Consider the following 17,294-nt stretch of genomic DNA (forward strand, 5'->3'; position numbering starts at 1 on the left):
TGAGGATATTTTTGGGTTTGATCGGGTTTATTTTCTACATTTCGTAGCCAAATTTGTTGGGATCAACGGCGGTTAAATCGATATCAGCGAGGCCATATTCTGCCCAACGGCGATCGCATCTTTCGGCAATCTTAGGATCGGACTCAAGGACTTCACCCCACTCGTGGTCAGTTTCAGGAGGAATTTTTGTCGTCGCGTCAATGCCCATGCGGCCGCCCATGCCAATTTTTTCGCTGGCAAAATCGAGGGTATCAAAGGGGGTATCCGGCAAAATAAACACATCCCGTACGGGGTCTACCTTGGAACTAATCGCCCAGACAACTTGACGGGGATCGCGGATATTTACATCTTTATCCACCACAATCACAAATTTCGTATAGGTAAATTGGGGTAGGGCACTCCAGAAAGCGAGGGCAGCGCGACGGGCTTGGCCAGGATAGGCTTTGTCGATGGAAATAATCGCGGCCTTGTAACTGAGGGCCTCCATCGGCAGGAAAAAATCGACAATCTCGGAAACCTGTTGCCGCAGGATCGGTGTATAAATCCGGTTCAAGGCGATCGCCATCATCGCTTCTTCCTTGGGAGGGCGACCGCTAAAGGTAGCCAGATAAATCGGATCCTTGCGGTGGGTCAGGCAATGGAAGCGCACCAGGGGAGAATCCTCGACGCCGCCGTAATAGCCCATGTGATCGCCAAACGGCCCATCAGGGAGCATTTCGCCGGGGGTGATCGTCCCTTCGAGGATAAATTCGGCATCGGCAGGGACTTCGAGATCAACGGTTTTACATTTGGTCAATGCCACCCCAGAACCGCCATATAGCCCTGCAAACAGCCACTCTGACAAGTCCACCGGAATCGGTGTTGCTGCCGCCATGATTAAGATTGGATCGATACCGATGGCGATCGCCACCTCTAATTTTTTGCCATTTTCTGCCGCCTTCCGCAGGTGACGCGCCCCACCCCGCACCGAGAGCCAATGCACCGTCATCGTATTTTTCGATTGCAATTGCAGGCGATAAACCCCCACATTGGGCACCCCCGTTTCACAATCTTTTGTAATTACCAAGCCGAGGGTAATATTTTTTCCTGCGTCCTTGGGGTAGGGACGCAACATCGGGATCAAACCCAGATCTAGTTCTTCCTGCTCAATCACTACCTGTTGACAAGGAGGGAAAAAACTCCCACCGGGTTTCGCCTTCAGCACATCAAACAGCACCTTGCCAAAATCGATCGCCTGGGAAATCTTTTTCGGGGGCTTCGGCTGCTGGAGCATTGCCAATTTTCGGCCTAAATCTTCCAATTCTTCGGGCTTTTCCATTTTCATCGCCCAGCAAATCCGCTCCACTGTACCCAGCAGGTTTACCACTACCGGAACGGAAGTCCCCCGCACATTCTCAAATAACAACGCCGGGCCACCGACCTGGAGCATCCGGTTTGCAATCTCGGCAATTTCTAGATCCGAATCCACCAGAGCCTTAATGCGGCGCAATTGCCCCCGTTCTTCTACCAATTTGATAAATGCGCGTAAATCCCGTGCCATGTTTGCCGTCTGAGTTGTATAACTAAAGATATGTATGTTCTATAGCTTAACGGTTTTAGCACTTAAGAAGAGAAAAACAAGCGATTTCTCTTTAATTCTGTATTCTCGAATCAATAACAATAAAACTATCTATTCCAATTATGTCTAACTCAATTGATGAAAACTCTTATGCTGGCAAACCTGGATTTAATTGGATTGCAGGCTATCAAAAAGCCAATGGTCAACAGGTAGCAGGTCATTGGAGGACAAATCCCAATGAAACAGAAGCAGACAATTTAGGTACAGATGTTGATCATGATGGTATTTCTGGAGCTTATGATATGGATGCCGATGGTGATGGCATTTTGGACTCTACACCTTTGAACAGCGATATTTATGTTATCGATAGTTCCGATAGTATTTTAAATGAACAGGCTCTAGATGAGGGGATTATTGAGACTATTTCAGAATTTCTATCCAATATCTTTTAAGATTTTTTTTAAAATCATTAAGCAATATATCAAATGAGTAGATTTGAAACAACTATCTGCGCATTTCCGACTGGAAAGACAAAACATACAAGGGTTGTGATGTCACCCAAAAGCTTTTGTGAGGCAGCTAAAAGCTATTTTTTCATCAAAACATTTATTCTTGATAATTTTCCATGTAGACCTTTTGAATTTACAGATGGAAAACTTAATCTTTGTCTCATTAATTTGAATGTCAATAGTTCACAAGAATTCATTGAAGGCTTTAAGTTGACATGTAACGTATCGTCCCAAGAACAGGTTTCCGCATTAAAATTGGAGAAAGTCGCTAACGACATTGTATCAATACTTCCTACAAAACTTGAAATAATTCCAATTAAAACAACATTTCAAGAAATTTATCTCATCCCTTCTGATAATATCACCCACTTCCAAAATTATTCGCGATCTATCTTTAAAAACGTCGAAGATCTTTATACATATACACTAGGCTTATCTAAGGATTCCTCATCAGATATTGTGTTAGACCGTGAATTGACAATTAATGTATCCTTTAATTTTATTGAAGCCATTGAGAAAATATTTTTAAAAAACTTTGTGTATGAGGGATTGAATTATACAGTTATTTCAATCAGTGACGAACAATCATCAGTCAAAATCATTAATCTAAATACCTTCAGCAATGAATTCATAGAAGGATTTGAATTGAAGGGAAAACAGATTGATGCGTTTAAACAAGTATTTTTAAAGACTTTTAATTATCGAAAAATTGGGGGAGATTTTTCACCTTGTGTTTATGAGTTTATTCATCAAGGGGAAACATTGTATATAGCAAGAGTGGATGAAATAAAACGATTAAAAGCACTATCTCAACGACAAATTGAAATAAACAGTTCTCAAGATTTTTCTCAGTCTAATTCTCAAAATAATGTTTCGAGTCTCAAAGAAGAAATGCAGAAACATAAAAATGAGACTTATTCAAAACAAGAGATTGATGAAGGGAAGAAAATTTTCTGGAATATTCTTAGTGAAACACTTGGTGTCATAGGTCTTGCCTCTCTAGGGCTAACAATAGGGTCCGCTATGTTTACAGGACCGGCTATTCCAGCTTGGTTAACGGCAATGCTTACTGCCAGATTTACAGGTCGTCTTCTAAGAATATATTTTAATTTGTCAGAGGAAGATAGAAAAAAATGTAGAGCATTTCTTCGATTTATGGGGCTTTTTATTTAATTTGATAATTGATTGCCGATCTGTAGGGATGTTCATGAAATGTAACGCGCTTTTTTTGTGTTTCATTTGTACGTTATGCTGCGCTAACACACGCTACTAATAGGTTTCTTGAAATCATATTTGGGCGATAGGGATTAGCCAGAAATAGATGATGGGCGATGGAAGTCATGTTTTGGCGATGCTGATTTGTACCTATGCTAAACTCTAGATAAACATTGAGATGAAGCGATATGATTGCTTTAGCCCAAGAAATCCTCCATAATTTTGATCAATTACTCAATTCTGAACAATTGGCGATCGCCTCTAAAAAGAGCATATTAATTTAGATCATCTTTAACCAGCTAAAAATTTGATTTACTGTCAGTTTTAAATCTAAATCAGGGAGAACAGGAATAACTTGATCGCCAAGGTATAATGCGGGTTGCTGTTGCGATCGCAAAAATAAAACACTCAAATCATCAGGATCGATAAACCAACCTAAATGGCTACCATGTTCCAAACAATAGAGAATGTTACCAAGAACCCTATTGGCTCTTTGGTCTGGGGAAAGAATTTCGATCGTCCAATCTGGTGCGAGATCAAAATTATCGGGAACGCTGCCAGTTGCGGTAAAGGGAATTCGATCCCACCGAAAAACTGCAATATCAGGCACGATGGAGCGTGTACCAAAGCTACATCTTAATTCAGGAAAAGCATAGGCAATTTTTTGGTCTTCTGCAACCTGATTAATCACAGCACAAAGCTTTCCTTGTAAACGGCTATGCCTTCCTTTTGGCATCGGCTTCTGAATGACTTCTCCATCAATATATTCGCTGGCAGGTGTTGTTTCTGGTTGCTGTAAAAAAGCTTGGAGGGTTAGTCTTTGGGCGAGGGTGTCTACCATACCAAGCACCTTGATTCGTTGATGATGTTTCTTTAATCCTACTCAATTCTGCAGATGTTGCTTTTGACTTCAAGCATTTGAATTGACTAAGACCACAAAGCACGCCAAACAAATTGCGGTAACGCTAACATCCGTCGCCAGCGCCAAGGTTCCTGATAAAGACGATAAAGCCACTCTAAATGGAGTTTTTGCCAAAGTTTTGGTGCCCGCTGTTTTACCCCAGCCCACACATCAAAACTTCCCCCTAGACCAATCCAAGTGCTGTGGGGGCAAAGATGGCGATGTTCCTCGATCCAAAATTCCTGTTTCGGGACACCAAGGCAAGTGAAAATGAGTTGGGGTTGTAACTGTTTAAGTTGACCTTGCCAGTCCGCTGCCATTTCTGGGGTGAGATAGCCGTGCTGGGTCGTGATATCTAAATCAGGATAACGTTTGAGCCAATTTTCTTTTGCTTGGTCAGCAATCCCAGGGGAGCCGCCGAAAAAGACCACCCGCCAATCATGGGCCGCGGCCTGGGCCAACAGTTGTTCTGCGAGTTCGATGCCGGGTACCCGGTGCTGTTTTTTGCCTTTGAGCTTGAGGTAGAGGACAATCCCTGCGCCGTCGGGAATAATCAAATCTGCCTGCTTGATCACCTTGGCGATCGCCTTACTTTTTTCCGTCATCATCGCAATTTCGGCGTTGAGGGTGACCACGTGCGTTCCCTGATGGTGCTGGATCCGCTCAGTCAGCCATTGGCAATAGTTGGGGTGTAGATGTACCAACACCTGAAATACAGGGACACTCGGCAGAAAAGATTCAGCAGTCAACATAGACGAACGTCAACACCTTAGTGAAATAGACAAAAAATTAGGCGTCAAGATATAGCATCCACTCTAGCAGGCTATTGATCGCGCTTGTCTAAAGTTCTCAGGAAGATTTGGCGATCGCCACCGATAAAACACTTTGCCTGGGCAGTTAGACGCTAAAATTCTAACTCAACCTCTGTTTTGTCCCCCGTCCGGCGCTGATGGTACACATCAAGCAAATCGAGCTTTCCCACTTCAAATCCTTCGGTGGTACCGTCGCCGTGCCCCTACGTCCTGGTTTTACGGTGGTTTCTGGGCCAAATGGTTCGGGAAAATCGAATATCCTCGACGGCATTTTGTTTTGCTTGGGCCTCGCCAGTTCTAAGGGAATGCGAGCCGAACGGTTGCCAGATTTGATCAATCACAAACACAGCCAAGGGAAAGGTGCTGCCGAAACGGTAGTGTCGGTCACCTTTGACCTCAGTGATCTCGCCCAGCAATATCAAACGGAAGCCACAGAAGCCTCGGAATTAAAGGAATTTTTAGCGCAATTCCAGAGCCACGATTGGACGGTGACACGCAAACTCCGGGTTACCAAAAGCGGCAGTTATGCCTCGACCTATTACATTAATGACCAGCCCTGCACTGCTACGGAACTCCACGAACAACTGAATCGCCTGCGTATTTACCCCGAAGGCTATAACGTCGTGCTCCAAGGGGACGTGACGCGGATTATTACGATGAACGGGCGGGAGCGGCGGGAAATCATCGATGAACTGGCGGGCGTGGCAGAATTTGACCGCAAAATTACCCAGACCAGAGAAACCCTCAATGCAGTCAAAGAACGGGAAGAAAAGTGCCACATCATTCGCCAGGAGCTAGAACGCAATTTAGAAAAGCTGGCCGACGATCGCCTCAAGGCCGAACAATACCAACGGCTTAAAATTGACCTGGCCCGCCAGCAGCAGGAAGAAGTTCTTTTAACCTGGCGATCGCTCCAACTCCAGGAAGAAAAACTGCAACGGGATCTCGCCAGCAGCGCCCAGGAACGCACCCAGTTAACCCAAAATTTGAACGCTTTGGATGGGGAAATTTTTCAGACTGGCCAAACCCTAGAAAGTTTAAACGCGAAAGTAAAAGCCCTGGGGGAAGATGAACAGCTTTCGGTTGCGTCCAAACTCGCCACCCAAAAGGCAAAACGGCACCAATGGGGCCAACGACAAACGGAATTAGAGGAAGACCAACGGCGATCGCTCCAGCTCCACCGCCAACTTTTAGCAACGGTGCAAGTCAACCAACAACAACTGCTGCGCCTCGAAGAAGAAAAACTCACCCTCCAGGAAGAAACCCTCCCTCAACACCAGGCCGCCCAAGCCGCCTCCGCAAAAATCCTCCAGGACAGTCGCCAACGGGCCGATGAGTTAGCCAGTTCTTCGGAAGCTTGGGTACAGGAACAGGCGGCGATCGCCAAGGAAATTCAAGGCATCCAAGATCAACTCAATCCCCAACGCACCGAACAGGCCCTCCTGCAAGAACGCCTTAGCCAGCTTCAGCAAACAATTACCAGCCAAACTGAGCAAATTACCCAACTCAGCGCCGATATTACTCAACAGGAAACGGAATTAGCCACGGCCCAAACGGAAATTACCCGTCAGCAGGAAACCATCCAAACCCTTGCGACACAATTCGCCCAACTAGAAGAAAGCCGCAAACTCGACCAGGAAACCGGCGATCGCCTCCAACGGGAACAGCGGGACAAACAACGGCAACTCGATCAACTCGAAGCCCGTTCCCAGGCCCAACAGGAAGCCCAGGGCACCTACGCGACGAAGGTGATTTTGAACGCCAATTTACCCGGTGTCCATGGTTTAGTGGCTCAATTGGGCCAAGTGGAAAAAAATTATCAACGGGCTTTGGAAATTGCCGCTGGGGGTCGCCTAGGGCATCTGGTGGTTGAAGATGACGAAACGGCAGCGACGGGGATCAAACTTCTGAAAAATCAGCGGGCAGGCCGGGCGACTTTCTTGCCCTTGAATAAAATCCGCGCCCCGAAATTGCCCACGAACACCATTCCCCGCTACGCCCAGGGCTTTGTTGATTTTGCCGTTAACCTGATCCAATGCGATCGCCGTTATCTGGATATTTTTCGCTACGTCTTTGGTAGCACTGCTGTCTTTGAAAGCCTCGATCTCGCCCGGAATTTTATGGGGCAAACCCGCATCGTCACCCTTGATGGAGAACTTCTGGAAACCACGGGGGCGATGACTGGGGGCAGCCTCTCCCAAAAATCGACCCTCCATTTTGGCAGCATGGCCACGGGGGATTCGGCGGAAATCGTCGCCCTGCGGGAACGACTCGAAGAAATTGAGCACCTACTGCGCTACACCGAAAATGCCCTCCTCGACAAAGGCGATCGCCTCCAGGATCTCAGCCAACAACTGACCCAAGCCCGCCAACGGGAACGGGAAGCCCAACTGCACCAGGCGCAACTCACGAAATCCCTCGAAAAATTGCGCCCCCAACTTGCCCAAACCCAACAACAGCAACAGCAGTCTCAAAACGAATTGGCGATCGCCGAAACCCACCTCGAAGATCTCACCCAGACAATTCCGCAACTCGAACAACAATTAGCGGCTCAACAACAACATCTAGCCCGGCTCGAAGCCCAGCAAACCCACCGGGAGTGGCAAGAAATCCAACAGGAAATCAAAGCCCAGGAAGTCACCCTCCAAGCGGCTGCCCAGACCCTCAACAGCACCCAACAAACGATCCAAGACCGCAACGCCCAGCTAATTCGTCTCAGTGAAAAATTAACCAACGACGAACAACGACTCCAGGAAACCCAAACCCAACTAGAAGATCTCCAAGGGCAAATCGCTGTTATCCAAACCCAACTCGATCAAATCGATACCGAAATCCAGACTACTGAAACCCTGCTGGCGGAACTCTCTGCCCAGATGGGCGATGTAAAAAAACAACGGGATCAGGCGGAAATTCAGCTCAAAAATCTCCAAAAACAGCACCAAGAAGGCCAATGGCGTTTGGAAAAACTCCAAACCCAGCAACAGGAACGGGCTGAACAGCTCGAAAAACTGCAACAGCACCTCCAAGCCCAAGAGGCCGAACTGCCGCCGGATCTTGATCCAGCCCATCTGATCCTGGAGGTGATCCCCGAAAAACTCGACCAAGCTCTCCAGGAGATCACAGAACAGATTGAGAAATTGCAGCGGGCCAATCGTCGCACCCAAAAGAAAATCGAAGATCTCGAACCCGTGAATATGCTCGCCCTCAAGGAGTATGAACAAACCCAAATTCGTCTGGGGGAGCTATCTGAAAAATTATCCACCCTCGAACAGGAACGCCTCGAAGTCTTGGCCCGCATTGAACGCTTTACCACGCGCCGCTTCCAGGAATTTAAAAAAGCCTTTGACGCCGTTAACGAAAATTTCCAAAAAATCTTTGCCACCCTTTCCGACGGTGATGGCTACTTACAACTTGATGACCCAACGGATCCCTTTGCGGGGGGATTGAATTTGGTGGCTCACCCCAAAGGCAAACCAGTACAACGGCTCAGTTCCATGTCCGGGGGGGAAAAATCCCTCACGGCCCTATCGTTTATTTTTTCGCTTCAACGTTATCGTCCCTCTCCCTTCTATGCCTTCGATGAGGTGGATATGTTTTTGGATGGGGCGAATGTGGAGCGTCTTTCCAAGATGATTAAGCAGCAGGCGGCCCAGGCGCAATTTTTGGTGGTCAGTCTACGGCGGCCGATGATCGAAGCTTCCCAGCGCACCATTGGTGTCACCCAGGCCCGGGGTGCCTATACCCAGGTTTTAGGGATTCAATTATGATGCTTTTTGGGAACTTTGTCAGGGCTATTTTTAGTGCCCATTTAATAGACAATCACCCATCACTAGAAGGTAAAAATTAAGAAATCTGGATTGCGGAATAGGTATTTAAACTTAGTTGGTGAAATAAGTCTATCTTTAGCTAGTTGCGCTTTTTGGAATATTGATAAATGTTTTCTTTGATTTCGGTCTGTAACGATTTTCGCGGAAAACCAGAAGAAACGCTGTTATTTTACCCAAAACAGACAAAAAATCGATCCCCTGAGGAATCGACCCGAACGAAACAAGTTGAAAAAAATTTTAGTAGTTTATTATGTTGGGATCTATATATATCAGGTGATCCCTTGTTATATTTTCTGTAAAAAATTATGCCTGATTATTGCCAATCTCAACAGATTCGTAACATTTTTTTTATATTTATCGAGGTTTACTTTTATGGCCTTTTGTAAAGGTTTGTTTCATGTCATCAAAGGAGGCCCCAAGGAATTTTGAAATCCAGACTTCGATATTCCGCACTGGGTTTTGGCGTGTCGCCACGAGGGGATCAATCATCGGCTCCACCAAAATCGTAAATAAACCCAAGCGATTGCCAGCGAGGACATCTGTAAACAGGCGATCGCCAACCATCGCCACTTCTTGGGGGCGCAGATCCATGGCATCCATCGCTTTACGGAGCTTTTTCCGAGATGGTTTTTTTGCCCCGAACAAATAAGGTAACTCTAGGGACTCAGCAATTCGCCCAATCCGTTTTTGGCTGAGGTTATTGCTCACGAGCCAAATATCCGCCACCCGTCTGACTTGGGTCACCCACTCCAGCACATCATCTGAGGCATAGCTCTGGCGCATCGAGACCAACGTGTCATCCACATCGAGGATCAAACCCTTTAAACGGTGATGACGGATAATCTCTGGACTGAGATGCAAGATGGTTTTCCCTAAAATTAAGTTTGGCTCCAGTAAATTGGAATTAAATAGCGCCATAACACCTCAGTTGCTGTTGATTTCCAAGCTTTTATTTTAGCGGCTCACTTCCCGGTTTTCGGCTCTGGATCATCTGCAAACTTCCGCCTGCATACTGTTCCTGTTTATGGATTTCAAAGCCTGTGGTGGTGAGTTTTTCGGCTAAATCAGTTTTGATCAGCTGCCAGGCGGTCTCGGTCTCAAAGAGAAACATGAACGTATAGAGACTGGGAACGAAAAAAGGGTTGGTCGGCTGGTGCAAATCGATAAAGGTAAAGATACCGCCAGGCTTAAGGACACGGTACACTTCCTGGAAAATTTGGCTCAGTTGCGCCGGGGTCATTTCATGGAGGGCAGCACTGGTATGAACCAGGTCAAAGTGTTGATCCGGCAGGGGCATTTTTTCGGCGGGGGCAACGACATAATTCGCTTGGGGGACATTTTTTTTTGCCCGTTCAATGGCGAGGGGGGAAATATCAAGCCCGGTGACGTCGTCGCTATATTGGGTGAGAAATTGGGTGGTTTGGCCAGCACCGCAACATAAATCGAGAATTTTTAGGGTTTTGTCTCCGGTTAAGCCCTGGAGAGCAAGGTTCCGAAAACGGGTCTCACCACCGACGGTTAGGGCCGCGAGGCGGGAAATGGTGTCGTAAAGCCATTGATAACGGTAGCTGAGGGTCCGGAGAAAGGTAGCCATGGCGATCGCCTCGGAAAAATATCGTCAAAAAATGCATAGAGTCCAGAACATAAGCTAACAAAGAATCCCCACCGCTGCCGCGCTATTGCTGGATGCCTCCCTGATGATAGAGGGCTGTGATTTCTCGCAAAAAATTAAGGCTCTGGGGGCCGGTCATCGAAACGGGCGAAAAGGTCTCTGAATGGGAATATTTCAGGATAATCTGCCGCACTTCGTCCTGATTATTCAGTTGCAACACCTTCATCGACCAGATCCCAAAGTCGCGCTGGTCAATTTCTGAAAACTCGATTAATTCGGCGTTGGTATGGCGCGAATCTAGCAAAATGCGATTGTAAGTTTCACTAATGGCCCGCCGACTCCCTTCCAAAATTTGTAAAAACATCAAATCGCCAAAGGCTAACATCCCCGTAATTCCAGCTCGACGATTGTTAAACTCCGATTTTTGCAAAATTTCGATGAGATCGCGGTACTCTAGCTCGGCGATCGCCTGGCTAACGTAAATAAGTCGATAAAGCGCCATGGTTTTGTGTTTCCACCCCGAAATAACGTGTATAAGACTACCAAAAAAAATTCATCTCCGGCGGTGATCAAGAAGGCGATCGCCTGGTTACTCCCCAGCTCAAGGACGGCTCTTGGGGAAATTGCAACCCCTGGAATTGAATAAAGCAAGGTCAATGGGGCAAAATCAGTAATGGTTTAGTTGTGTAGTTGAGATTTACCGTGACTATTTGGGAACTTGATTTTTATTCGCGCCCGCTTTTGGATGACAACGACAAAAAACTGTGGGAAATCCTCATCTGCGAAACCCCCACCCGCATCCAGCAGGATCCGACGACCCTTTTCCGTTACAGTGAATTTTGCAGCAACACCGATGTAAATTCGATCACCCTCAAGACGGCCATCGAAAAGGCGATCGCCACCTCCGGCCAAAGCCCCACCAAGATCCGCTTCTTTCGCCGCCAGATGAATAACATGATCACCAAAGGTTGCGAAGATGCAGGCATTCCCGCCGCCCCCTCCCGTCGCACCTATACCCTCATGACCTGGATCACCCAGCGGGAACAGGAAGTCTATCCCCAGGAAGCCAACTACGACGAGAAATCCGCCAAATCTAGCTCCGTCCAATATCCCGCCCTTAATGCGATCGCCCTCCCCGATGCCGTTCGGGGGGATAAAGGAGACAAATGGGCGATCGTTTCCCTCGAAGCTAGTGCCTTCAGTGATTTTGACGAATGGGACATTGCCTTTGGCGAACCCTTTCCCCTGACCCACCTCGACCCCACGACAAAGATCCCCGGTCTTTTGATTTTTTCTCCTAGGGCTGTCCCCCTCGCTGGTTGGATGTCTGGCCTCGAACTCGGATTTCTCCATCTCCAAAAAAAATCCCCGCAGTAGCCTCGTCCTCGAAACAGGGGTGAGCGACAGTTGGATCGTCGCCGACCTACCCAACGCCCAAACCCTCAAAGAAGCAGAATCATTTGAAGCCGCCAAAAAAGCCGCAGCAGGAATTCATTTCCTTGCTATCCAAAAAAACCCCGACGAAGAACAATTTGCCGGGTTTTGGATGCTCCAGGCATAATCCTTAAAATTCTTCCTTAGAAAAACAAACTTTCCCTAGAAAGCCTTCTCTAATGGGCATCAGCCTTTAATTCCTCAACCAAGCGACTCAGGTGATCCACATCCGCATGGTACACCTCGTTGCAGAAATTGCAGGTGGCCTCTGCCCCGCCATCTTTTTCGATCATATCCAGCAACTCATCCTGGCCCAACATCTTCAGGGCACCCATCATCCGCTCAAAGGTACAGCCGCAGTCAAAGCGCACCATTTGTGTCTCTGGGAAAATGTTGAGATCTTCATCGCCGAGGAGATCCTGGAAAATATCATGGAGAGACTTGCCCTGCTGCAATAGCGGCGTAAAGCCCGATAATTGTCCCAGCCGACTTTCTAGTTTGGCCACTAAGCTCTCGTCACGGGCCGCTTTCGGTAAGATCTGTAGCAAAATTCCCCCAGCGGCGGTTACCCCCTCTGCACCGACAAAGACTCCCACTAACAACGCCGAAGGGGTTTGTTCCGAGGTTGCTAAATAATGGGTAACATCATCGCCAATCTCCCCAGAAACCAACTCTACCGTACTGGAGTAAGGGTAGCCCCGACCAAAATCTTTCACCGCATAAAGAAATCCTTTGCCCACAGCGCCGCCCACGTCTAACTTTCCCTTCGCGTTCGGAGGCAACTCCACGCCTGGATTTTGTACATAGCCCCGCACGGTGCCATCTGGGCCAGCATCCACCAATAATCCCCCCAGGGGGCCATCGCCTTTGATGCGCAGATTGAGGCGGGCTTCCTGTTTTTTCATACTTGAAGAAATCAACAGGGCCGAAGCCATGGTGCGACCTAGGGCAGCCGTCGCCACATAGGATAATTTATGGCGTTGTCGGGCTTCCTCAGTGAGATTTGTGGAAATAACGCCCACTACCCGAATGCCATTGTCTGCTGCGGTACCGCGAATGAGTTGATCTGCCATAGGTCTAGGAAAAGTGAATTTTTGTAAATTCTATTATGGCAACTTCTCCGTCACAAAATCGTGGTGGGTACCGGAGATTCTCGTTTTAGATTTAGGCCAGATTATTTCGCAATGCGGGTGGCAAAATTCTCTGCGCGGGTCGGAGAAAGGGCACGGGCCTTGAGGATTGCCGCAGCAAGAAAAGCATAGGAGAAAACCCCCACCACCGCCAACAGGATACTACTGAAAGAGCCGACAGTATTCCAAAGGGCATGGAGTAACGAGGAGGTAAGGCAACCAATAATCAGGATCTGCACAGACTTTGAAGGTTTGAGGACACTGAGACCGATGAAATAACCAAAATAACCGCTGTAGGCCATGTGCCCAGCAACGGAACCGAGGATTCTGGGAATGAGCAGTTGTAAACCGAGTAATTCCCCTGTGCCGGGATCGACTTGAAGGGAAACTTCGTTAATGATGTTGGGGACGTACTGACCGAGGGTTTCAATCAGGGTAAAACCGACGGCGGAGGCTGCTCCAAGCAAAATACCATCGAGGGGTTCGGTGACACCAATTTTTTCGCGACGTTTCGGGCCAAACAGGTTGCCGATGCCCATGGCGACGAAAATAGGAATTGCCTTCAAAATTTCTTCCATCAGGCCAGCACCAAAAAACATGCCGACGAAGAGTCGACCCACGCCATCAGCGTCACTGATATTGCCCGGCAGAATGACTCGAAATACAAAAATGAATAAGTCAACAACCGGGGTAACTAACATGAGGGCTGTAAGGAAGCCGGAACCAAGTATAACGATCCAAGCTTTACGCTTACCACAGAGTTGATAAATGTAGTAAAAAGCGGCCCCAGCAATATAGGTTCCCAGTAAAAAATTAAAGAGGCCAGGTGCGCCAATGGTGGCGAACATGAGGACGACAAAAATAACGGTGAGGATCCCCGGCACGAGATAGGCTTTGCTGGAGAGGTCTTTCCCGGTGGCGGCGATGGGAAAAAGTTGGGTCAGGGTGAGGTTGGAGTTGGGACTGACAATGGGGCCGGGGACAGGGATATGGGAACCGGGATCGAGGGGAGCCTGGGGATTGTGGCCTTGGCTCTGGAACTCGAAACTAAAGCTGGGGCCATTGTCTCCGAGGGTGAGGCGATCGCCTGCTTGCAGGATTCGTGAACCTTGTAACCGTTGACCATTGATAAAGGTGCCATTCGCACTGCCGAGATCAACGGCTTCCCAACCTTGACCCTGGGGGCGAATCAGAACGTGGCGACGGGAGACAACGGTGTAAAGATTGGGGTTGAGGGCAATCTGGCAACTGGGTTCGCGGCCAATGAGAATTTCTTGACGATGATCAAGGGAAAAATCGGGCAGCAGTGGGGCTTGAACACCGCCAGTAGAAATTTGGCGCAAAATACCAGAAGCTTGCATCGTAATAATTTTTTCTAAAACGCAAAAGACGGAGGAGCGCCCCGCCTCAACTTTAGTTATAACGATAGATTGCCGGATCTTAAAGATATTTTTGTAAATTGATACGGGCTGTTGAATGCCTAGTCTTGGTTGGCACGGGTATCTTGGACGGCCCACAAAAAAGAGGCAATGGTCAGGGGAATACTGAGGGCCAGGATAATGGTGGTATTGGTCGCACCGAGATCGGGTTCGCCGGAACTGAGTTCAAACACGCAACCCACAGCGGCGATCGCAAAGACGCAGCATAGTAATAATAAAACACCACTTTTGGGGGTCATCGAAACCATGGTTTTATGCCTCAAAGATTTGGTTTAGGGGATTATAAAAAAGAGTGAGATAAGGGTAAAACAGAGGTTTTCCTTGAATCTATTCAGCGAACAACCCCTGTTTTGATGCCAAATTCTAACGTAATTTACGCGGTGACTTTCGCTCGCTTGTAGGCTTCGTCGAGAACTTCCGAGAGGGTCGGGTGGGCGTGGACGTTAAACGCCAATTCTTGGACGGGTTTTTTCTCGGCGATCGCATTGGCGGCCTCTTGGATCAGATCCGAAGCATGGATCCCCATAATATGGACGCCCAATAATTCCCCGGTATCTTTACGGTAGATAATTTTGGCGATGCCGTCGGTTTCTTTTTCAGCGAGGGCTTTAGAATTGCCTTTGAAATAGGTTTTAGCCGTGGCAATTTCAAAACCACCCGCAGCGGCGGCTTCCTTCGCTTGGGGTTCGCTCATCCCCACATAGCTAATTTCTGGGTGGGTAAAGGCTGCTGCCGGAATCGCGGCATAGTCAACGGTCATGGCATTGCCGATCATATTTTCGACGGCCACAACCCCCTGACCAGAGGCAGCATGGGCCAACATCATTTTTCCGGTGGCATCGCCCACAGCCCAGAGATGGGGTACAGGTTGACCGTCTTTGATCACCTGCATTTTGTCATTTACCTCAATGAAGCCCCGGCGGTCTGTTTCCACGCCAACGGCATCTAAGCCGAGGTTTTTTGTGGCGGGGACGCGCCCGGTGGCGACCAGACAAGCATCTACTTCGAGATTTTCGACGACTTCTTTAGTTTTTGCGTCGGTGAGTTCGATCTTGACCGGAGAGCCAGGCATAACTTTCGTGGCAAAAACGCCAGTATAGGTTTCGATGTCACGGCTATCAATTAAGGCGCGCTTTGCTAGTTTCGCAATCTCTGGGTCAAAGCCAGGCATCAGATCATCGAGGGCTTCGATCATCGTAATTTCGCAACCGAGGGCGGTGTAAACATCAGAAAATTCGAGGCCGATGTAACCGCTCCCAATAATTGCGACCCACTGGGGCAGGGTTTCTAAACGGACTGCATCGTCGCTAGTGAAAACGGTTTTGCCATCGACTTGGATGCCGGGGGGGACAAAGGGTTTCGAGCCAGTGCAAATCATAATTTCTTTGGCGGTGATGTTTTTCACACCGTCTTCGCCAATGACACAGACTTTCTGGACGCCGTCAATTTTTCCCCAACCGCGAATAATATCGACATTCAAACGCTTGAGGCTATTGGTGAGATCGCTTTGGATTTTGTTTACCAAATCGGTAGCATGGGCGGCGATCGCCTCACGACTAAAATCAACCGCACCAACATTAATACCCATCTCGCTGAGGTGCTTCTGGTCGCGCATTTCCCGGACTTTTCCGGAGGCAGCCAACAGCGCTTTAGACGGAATGCAACCACGATTGACGCAAGTACCACCCATGTCTGCGGCTTCAACGATGGCCGTTTTTAGGCCACATTTCACGGCATGGAGCGCGGCACCGTGGCCACCGACCCCCGCGCCGATAATCACCAAATCATAATCAAACTGTGTTTCACTCATGAAGTTTTAATGCTCTTACTCAGCCAATTTCCTTTTGTTAGCTTATCGTGACGTTTTCCCGATGCTGAATCAAGATTACAGCACGGGCTTCTCGCCTCATGGGTGAACTCTTGCGCACCCTGGCTACTGAGAAGTTCCTGCTTCGTTGCCATCCCTACGGGTTCGGCTCCACAGGCTTAATCGATGCGTCCCACCGATTTGCTTGGAGGTATTCAATTGCTTAATACGTTTCACGTAGGTCGCACTGTTCACCAATCAAGCATTTTGTCTTGAGAGTACGTTTGTGTCGATACGCAAGGTCGCCACCAGTTTTGGCTCGATAACGGGATTTACCCCATTGCCACTATGATCGTATCATTAACGATTCCACGTTGTTCCATCGTTGTGTGCCCCATCCCGACCTCACCTCAGCCATTTCCCCCTAAAGCCCTACAAGGTGATCGCCCCCCTCGAATTCCGGTAGTTGTACGATCACAGCTTTCTCATTTCCCATTCCTTGAAATAATGTTGCTTTCTCCCTCGAAAAAATTTCTAATCCTTGTTCTGGCCTCGTTATTGATTCTCCCTATGCCAGCGGCGATCGCCACGCCCCTTGATCCCTGCCTGCTGCGGGAAGAAAGTTTTGGCTTCACCATCGATGACTATGCCATTGAGCACCAAGATTGGGCAATTCTCAATATTGCTGTCGATTTTCGCTACGTTGACCAACCCACGGCCCAGCGGTCAAACTACATTAATTTTGTGCCCCTCGCCGCTGAAATCGAACGTTTTCTACGGGAATACCCCAACGAAACAGATTACTGGGAAATTATGAACCGGAATTTAGCCGAATCTATTTTTGCAGACCATCCCCAGATGAGTGCCCTAAAAGTCAAGTTAGACATTGCCAAAAGTTCTGGGGAAGAACCCTATTCTCGCCATAGTGTTGTTTCCCTCACCCGTGACCAGGGCTGTCCTTTGACGCAATAAATCCAAAAGTTATGTTTTTAACTTGTGGAACCCATTACCTCTAGTGTGATGTCAATATTGAATACTTAAACAGCACTA

The 17,294-nt window shown here is 48.0% G+C and carries 15 protein-coding genes and 1 pseudogene; 5 read left to right on the forward strand and 11 right to left on the reverse strand.

Going from position 1 to position 17,294, the window contains the following annotated elements; translation table 11 throughout:
- Nucleotides 1-34: 34 nt before the first annotated feature.
- On the reverse strand, nucleotides 35-1,540 hold the full coding sequence (locus AWQ22_RS05710) for a UbiD family decarboxylase (protein WP_062433390.1): 1,506 nt from the start codon (nucleotides 1,538-1,540) through the stop codon (nucleotides 35-37).
- A 140-nt stretch (nucleotides 1,541-1,680) separates the two neighbouring features.
- Here AWQ22_RS05710 and AWQ22_RS05715 point away from each other — a divergent pair, with 140 nt between their 5' ends.
- Together AWQ22_RS05715 and AWQ22_RS05720 are read left to right on the forward strand one after the other, a co-directional pair.
- Entirely contained in the window at nucleotides 1,681-2,010 is a 330-nt protein-coding gene (locus AWQ22_RS05715; RefSeq protein ID WP_065710451.1) for a hypothetical protein, read from the forward strand.
- Nucleotides 2,011-2,043: 33 nt separating this feature from the next.
- On the forward strand, nucleotides 2,044-3,240 hold the full coding sequence (locus AWQ22_RS05720) for a hypothetical protein (protein WP_065710452.1): 1,197 nt from the start codon (nucleotides 2,044-2,046) through the stop codon (nucleotides 3,238-3,240).
- Between the two features lie 322 nt (nucleotides 3,241-3,562).
- Here the strand turns inward: AWQ22_RS05720 and AWQ22_RS05725 are convergent, their stop codons facing one another.
- Both AWQ22_RS05725 and AWQ22_RS05730 read right to left on the reverse strand, forming a co-directional pair.
- Nucleotides 3,563-4,123: a Uma2 family endonuclease gene (locus AWQ22_RS05725; RefSeq protein WP_065710453.1), complete on the reverse strand. Its 561-nt coding sequence runs from the start codon at nucleotides 4,121-4,123 to the stop codon at nucleotides 3,563-3,565.
- A gap of 86 nt (nucleotides 4,124-4,209) precedes the next feature.
- A complete protein-coding gene (locus tag AWQ22_RS05730) occupies nucleotides 4,210-4,935 on the reverse strand; it encodes a WecB/TagA/CpsF family glycosyltransferase (RefSeq protein ID WP_062433395.1) in 726 nt (241 codons plus the stop codon).
- A gap of 197 nt (nucleotides 4,936-5,132) precedes the next feature.
- Between AWQ22_RS05730 and smc the strand changes: the two genes are divergently transcribed.
- Nucleotides 5,133-8,762, forward strand: coding sequence for a chromosome segregation protein SMC (smc, locus tag AWQ22_RS05735; protein WP_065710454.1), 3,630 nt, complete (start codon nucleotides 5,133-5,135; stop codon nucleotides 8,760-8,762).
- A gap of 414 nt (nucleotides 8,763-9,176) precedes the next feature.
- Here the strand turns inward: smc and AWQ22_RS05745 are convergent, their stop codons facing one another.
- From AWQ22_RS05745 to AWQ22_RS16930, 4 genes are all read right to left on the reverse strand, one after another.
- The gene (locus AWQ22_RS05745) at nucleotides 9,177-9,740 is read right to left on the reverse strand and encodes a YqeG family HAD IIIA-type phosphatase (RefSeq protein ID WP_012306742.1); all 564 of its coding nucleotides are present in this window, start codon (nucleotides 9,738-9,740) and stop codon (nucleotides 9,177-9,179) included.
- Nucleotides 9,741-9,771: 31 nt separating this feature from the next.
- Nucleotides 9,772-10,416: a class I SAM-dependent methyltransferase gene (locus AWQ22_RS05750; protein ID WP_065710456.1), complete on the reverse strand. Its 645-nt coding sequence runs from the start codon at nucleotides 10,414-10,416 to the stop codon at nucleotides 9,772-9,774.
- A gap of 82 nt (nucleotides 10,417-10,498) precedes the next feature.
- Nucleotides 10,499-10,936 carry a BLUF domain-containing protein gene (locus tag AWQ22_RS05755; protein ID WP_012306744.1) on the reverse strand — a complete coding sequence of 146 codons (438 nt, stop codon included), beginning with the start codon at nucleotides 10,934-10,936 and terminating at the stop codon, nucleotides 10,499-10,501.
- On the reverse strand, nucleotides 10,888-11,085 hold the full coding sequence (locus AWQ22_RS16930; RefSeq protein WP_198166526.1) for a hypothetical protein: 198 nt from the start codon (nucleotides 11,083-11,085) through the stop codon (nucleotides 10,888-10,890). Before AWQ22_RS16930 ends, AWQ22_RS05755 begins: the two co-directional genes overlap by 49 nt.
- A 51-nt stretch (nucleotides 11,086-11,136) precedes the next feature.
- Between AWQ22_RS16930 and AWQ22_RS05760 the strand changes: the two are divergent.
- Nucleotides 11,137-11,995 (forward strand): annotated as a pseudogene (locus AWQ22_RS05760) (Tab2/Atab2 family RNA-binding protein).
- A gap of 49 nt (nucleotides 11,996-12,044) precedes the next feature.
- On the opposite strand, the gene hslO reads toward AWQ22_RS05760, so the two are convergent.
- The 4 genes from hslO to lpdA form a co-directional block, all read right to left on the reverse strand.
- Nucleotides 12,045-12,941, reverse strand: a complete 897-nt coding sequence (hslO, locus tag AWQ22_RS05765) for an Hsp33 family molecular chaperone HslO (RefSeq protein ID WP_012306746.1) — start codon at nucleotides 12,939-12,941, stop codon at nucleotides 12,045-12,047.
- 101 nt (nucleotides 12,942-13,042) lie between these two features.
- On the reverse strand, nucleotides 13,043-14,359 hold the full coding sequence (locus tag AWQ22_RS05770) for a PrsW family glutamic-type intramembrane protease (protein ID WP_065710457.1): 1,317 nt from the start codon (nucleotides 14,357-14,359) through the stop codon (nucleotides 13,043-13,045).
- Between the two features lie 119 nt (nucleotides 14,360-14,478).
- Nucleotides 14,479-14,676: a hypothetical protein gene (locus AWQ22_RS05775; protein WP_012306748.1), complete on the reverse strand. Its 198-nt coding sequence runs from the start codon at nucleotides 14,674-14,676 to the stop codon at nucleotides 14,479-14,481.
- Nucleotides 14,677-14,810: 134 nt separating this feature from the next.
- Complete coding sequence (gene lpdA, locus AWQ22_RS05780; protein ID WP_012306749.1) at nucleotides 14,811-16,247, reverse strand: dihydrolipoyl dehydrogenase; 1,437 nt, start codon at nucleotides 16,245-16,247, stop codon at nucleotides 14,811-14,813.
- Between the two features lie 504 nt (nucleotides 16,248-16,751).
- Here lpdA and AWQ22_RS05785 point away from each other — a divergent pair.
- On the forward strand, nucleotides 16,752-17,216 hold the full coding sequence (locus AWQ22_RS05785) for a hypothetical protein (protein ID WP_157094584.1): 465 nt from the start codon (nucleotides 16,752-16,754) through the stop codon (nucleotides 17,214-17,216).
- The last annotated feature ends 78 nt before the right edge of the window (nucleotides 17,217-17,294 follow it).

It is taken from the genome of Picosynechococcus sp. PCC 7117 (genome assembly GCF_001693275.1).
Classification (GTDB): domain Bacteria; phylum Cyanobacteriota; class Cyanobacteriia; order Cyanobacteriales; family MRBY01; genus MRBY01.

Coding starts and splice junctions, on each gene's coding strand:
- AWQ22_RS05710 (WP_062433390.1), bottom strand. CDS start 1,540: ATGGCACGGGATTTACGCGCATTTATCAAATTGGTAGAAGAACGGGGG.
- AWQ22_RS05715 (WP_065710451.1), top strand. CDS start 1,681: ATGTCTAACTCAATTGATGAAAACTCTTATGCTGGCAAACCTGGATTT.
- AWQ22_RS05720 (WP_065710452.1), top strand. CDS start 2,044: ATGAGTAGATTTGAAACAACTATCTGCGCATTTCCGACTGGAAAGACA.
- AWQ22_RS05725 (WP_065710453.1), bottom strand. CDS start 4,123: ATGGTAGACACCCTCGCCCAAAGACTAACCCTCCAAGCTTTTTTACAG.
- AWQ22_RS05730 (WP_062433395.1), bottom strand. CDS start 4,935: ATGTTGACTGCTGAATCTTTTCTGCCGAGTGTCCCTGTATTTCAGGTG.
- smc (WP_065710454.1), top strand. CDS start 5,133: ATGGTACACATCAAGCAAATCGAGCTTTCCCACTTCAAATCCTTCGGT.
- AWQ22_RS05745 (WP_012306742.1), bottom strand. CDS start 9,740: ATGGCGCTATTTAATTCCAATTTACTGGAGCCAAACTTAATTTTAGGG.
- AWQ22_RS05750 (WP_065710456.1), bottom strand. CDS start 10,416: ATGGCTACCTTTCTCCGGACCCTCAGCTACCGTTATCAATGGCTTTAC.
- AWQ22_RS05755 (WP_012306744.1), bottom strand. CDS start 10,936: ATGGCGCTTTATCGACTTATTTACGTTAGCCAGGCGATCGCCGAGCTA.
- hslO (WP_012306746.1), bottom strand. CDS start 12,941: ATGGCAGATCAACTCATTCGCGGTACCGCAGCAGACAATGGCATTCGG.
- AWQ22_RS05770 (WP_065710457.1), bottom strand. CDS start 14,359: ATGCAAGCTTCTGGTATTTTGCGCCAAATTTCTACTGGCGGTGTTCAA.
- AWQ22_RS05775 (WP_012306748.1), bottom strand. CDS start 14,676: ATGACCCCCAAAAGTGGTGTTTTATTATTACTATGCTGCGTCTTTGCG.
- lpdA (WP_012306749.1), bottom strand. CDS start 16,247: ATGAGTGAAACACAGTTTGATTATGATTTGGTGATTATCGGCGCGGGG.
- AWQ22_RS05785 (WP_157094584.1), top strand. CDS start 16,752: ATGTTGCTTTCTCCCTCGAAAAAATTTCTAATCCTTGTTCTGGCCTCG.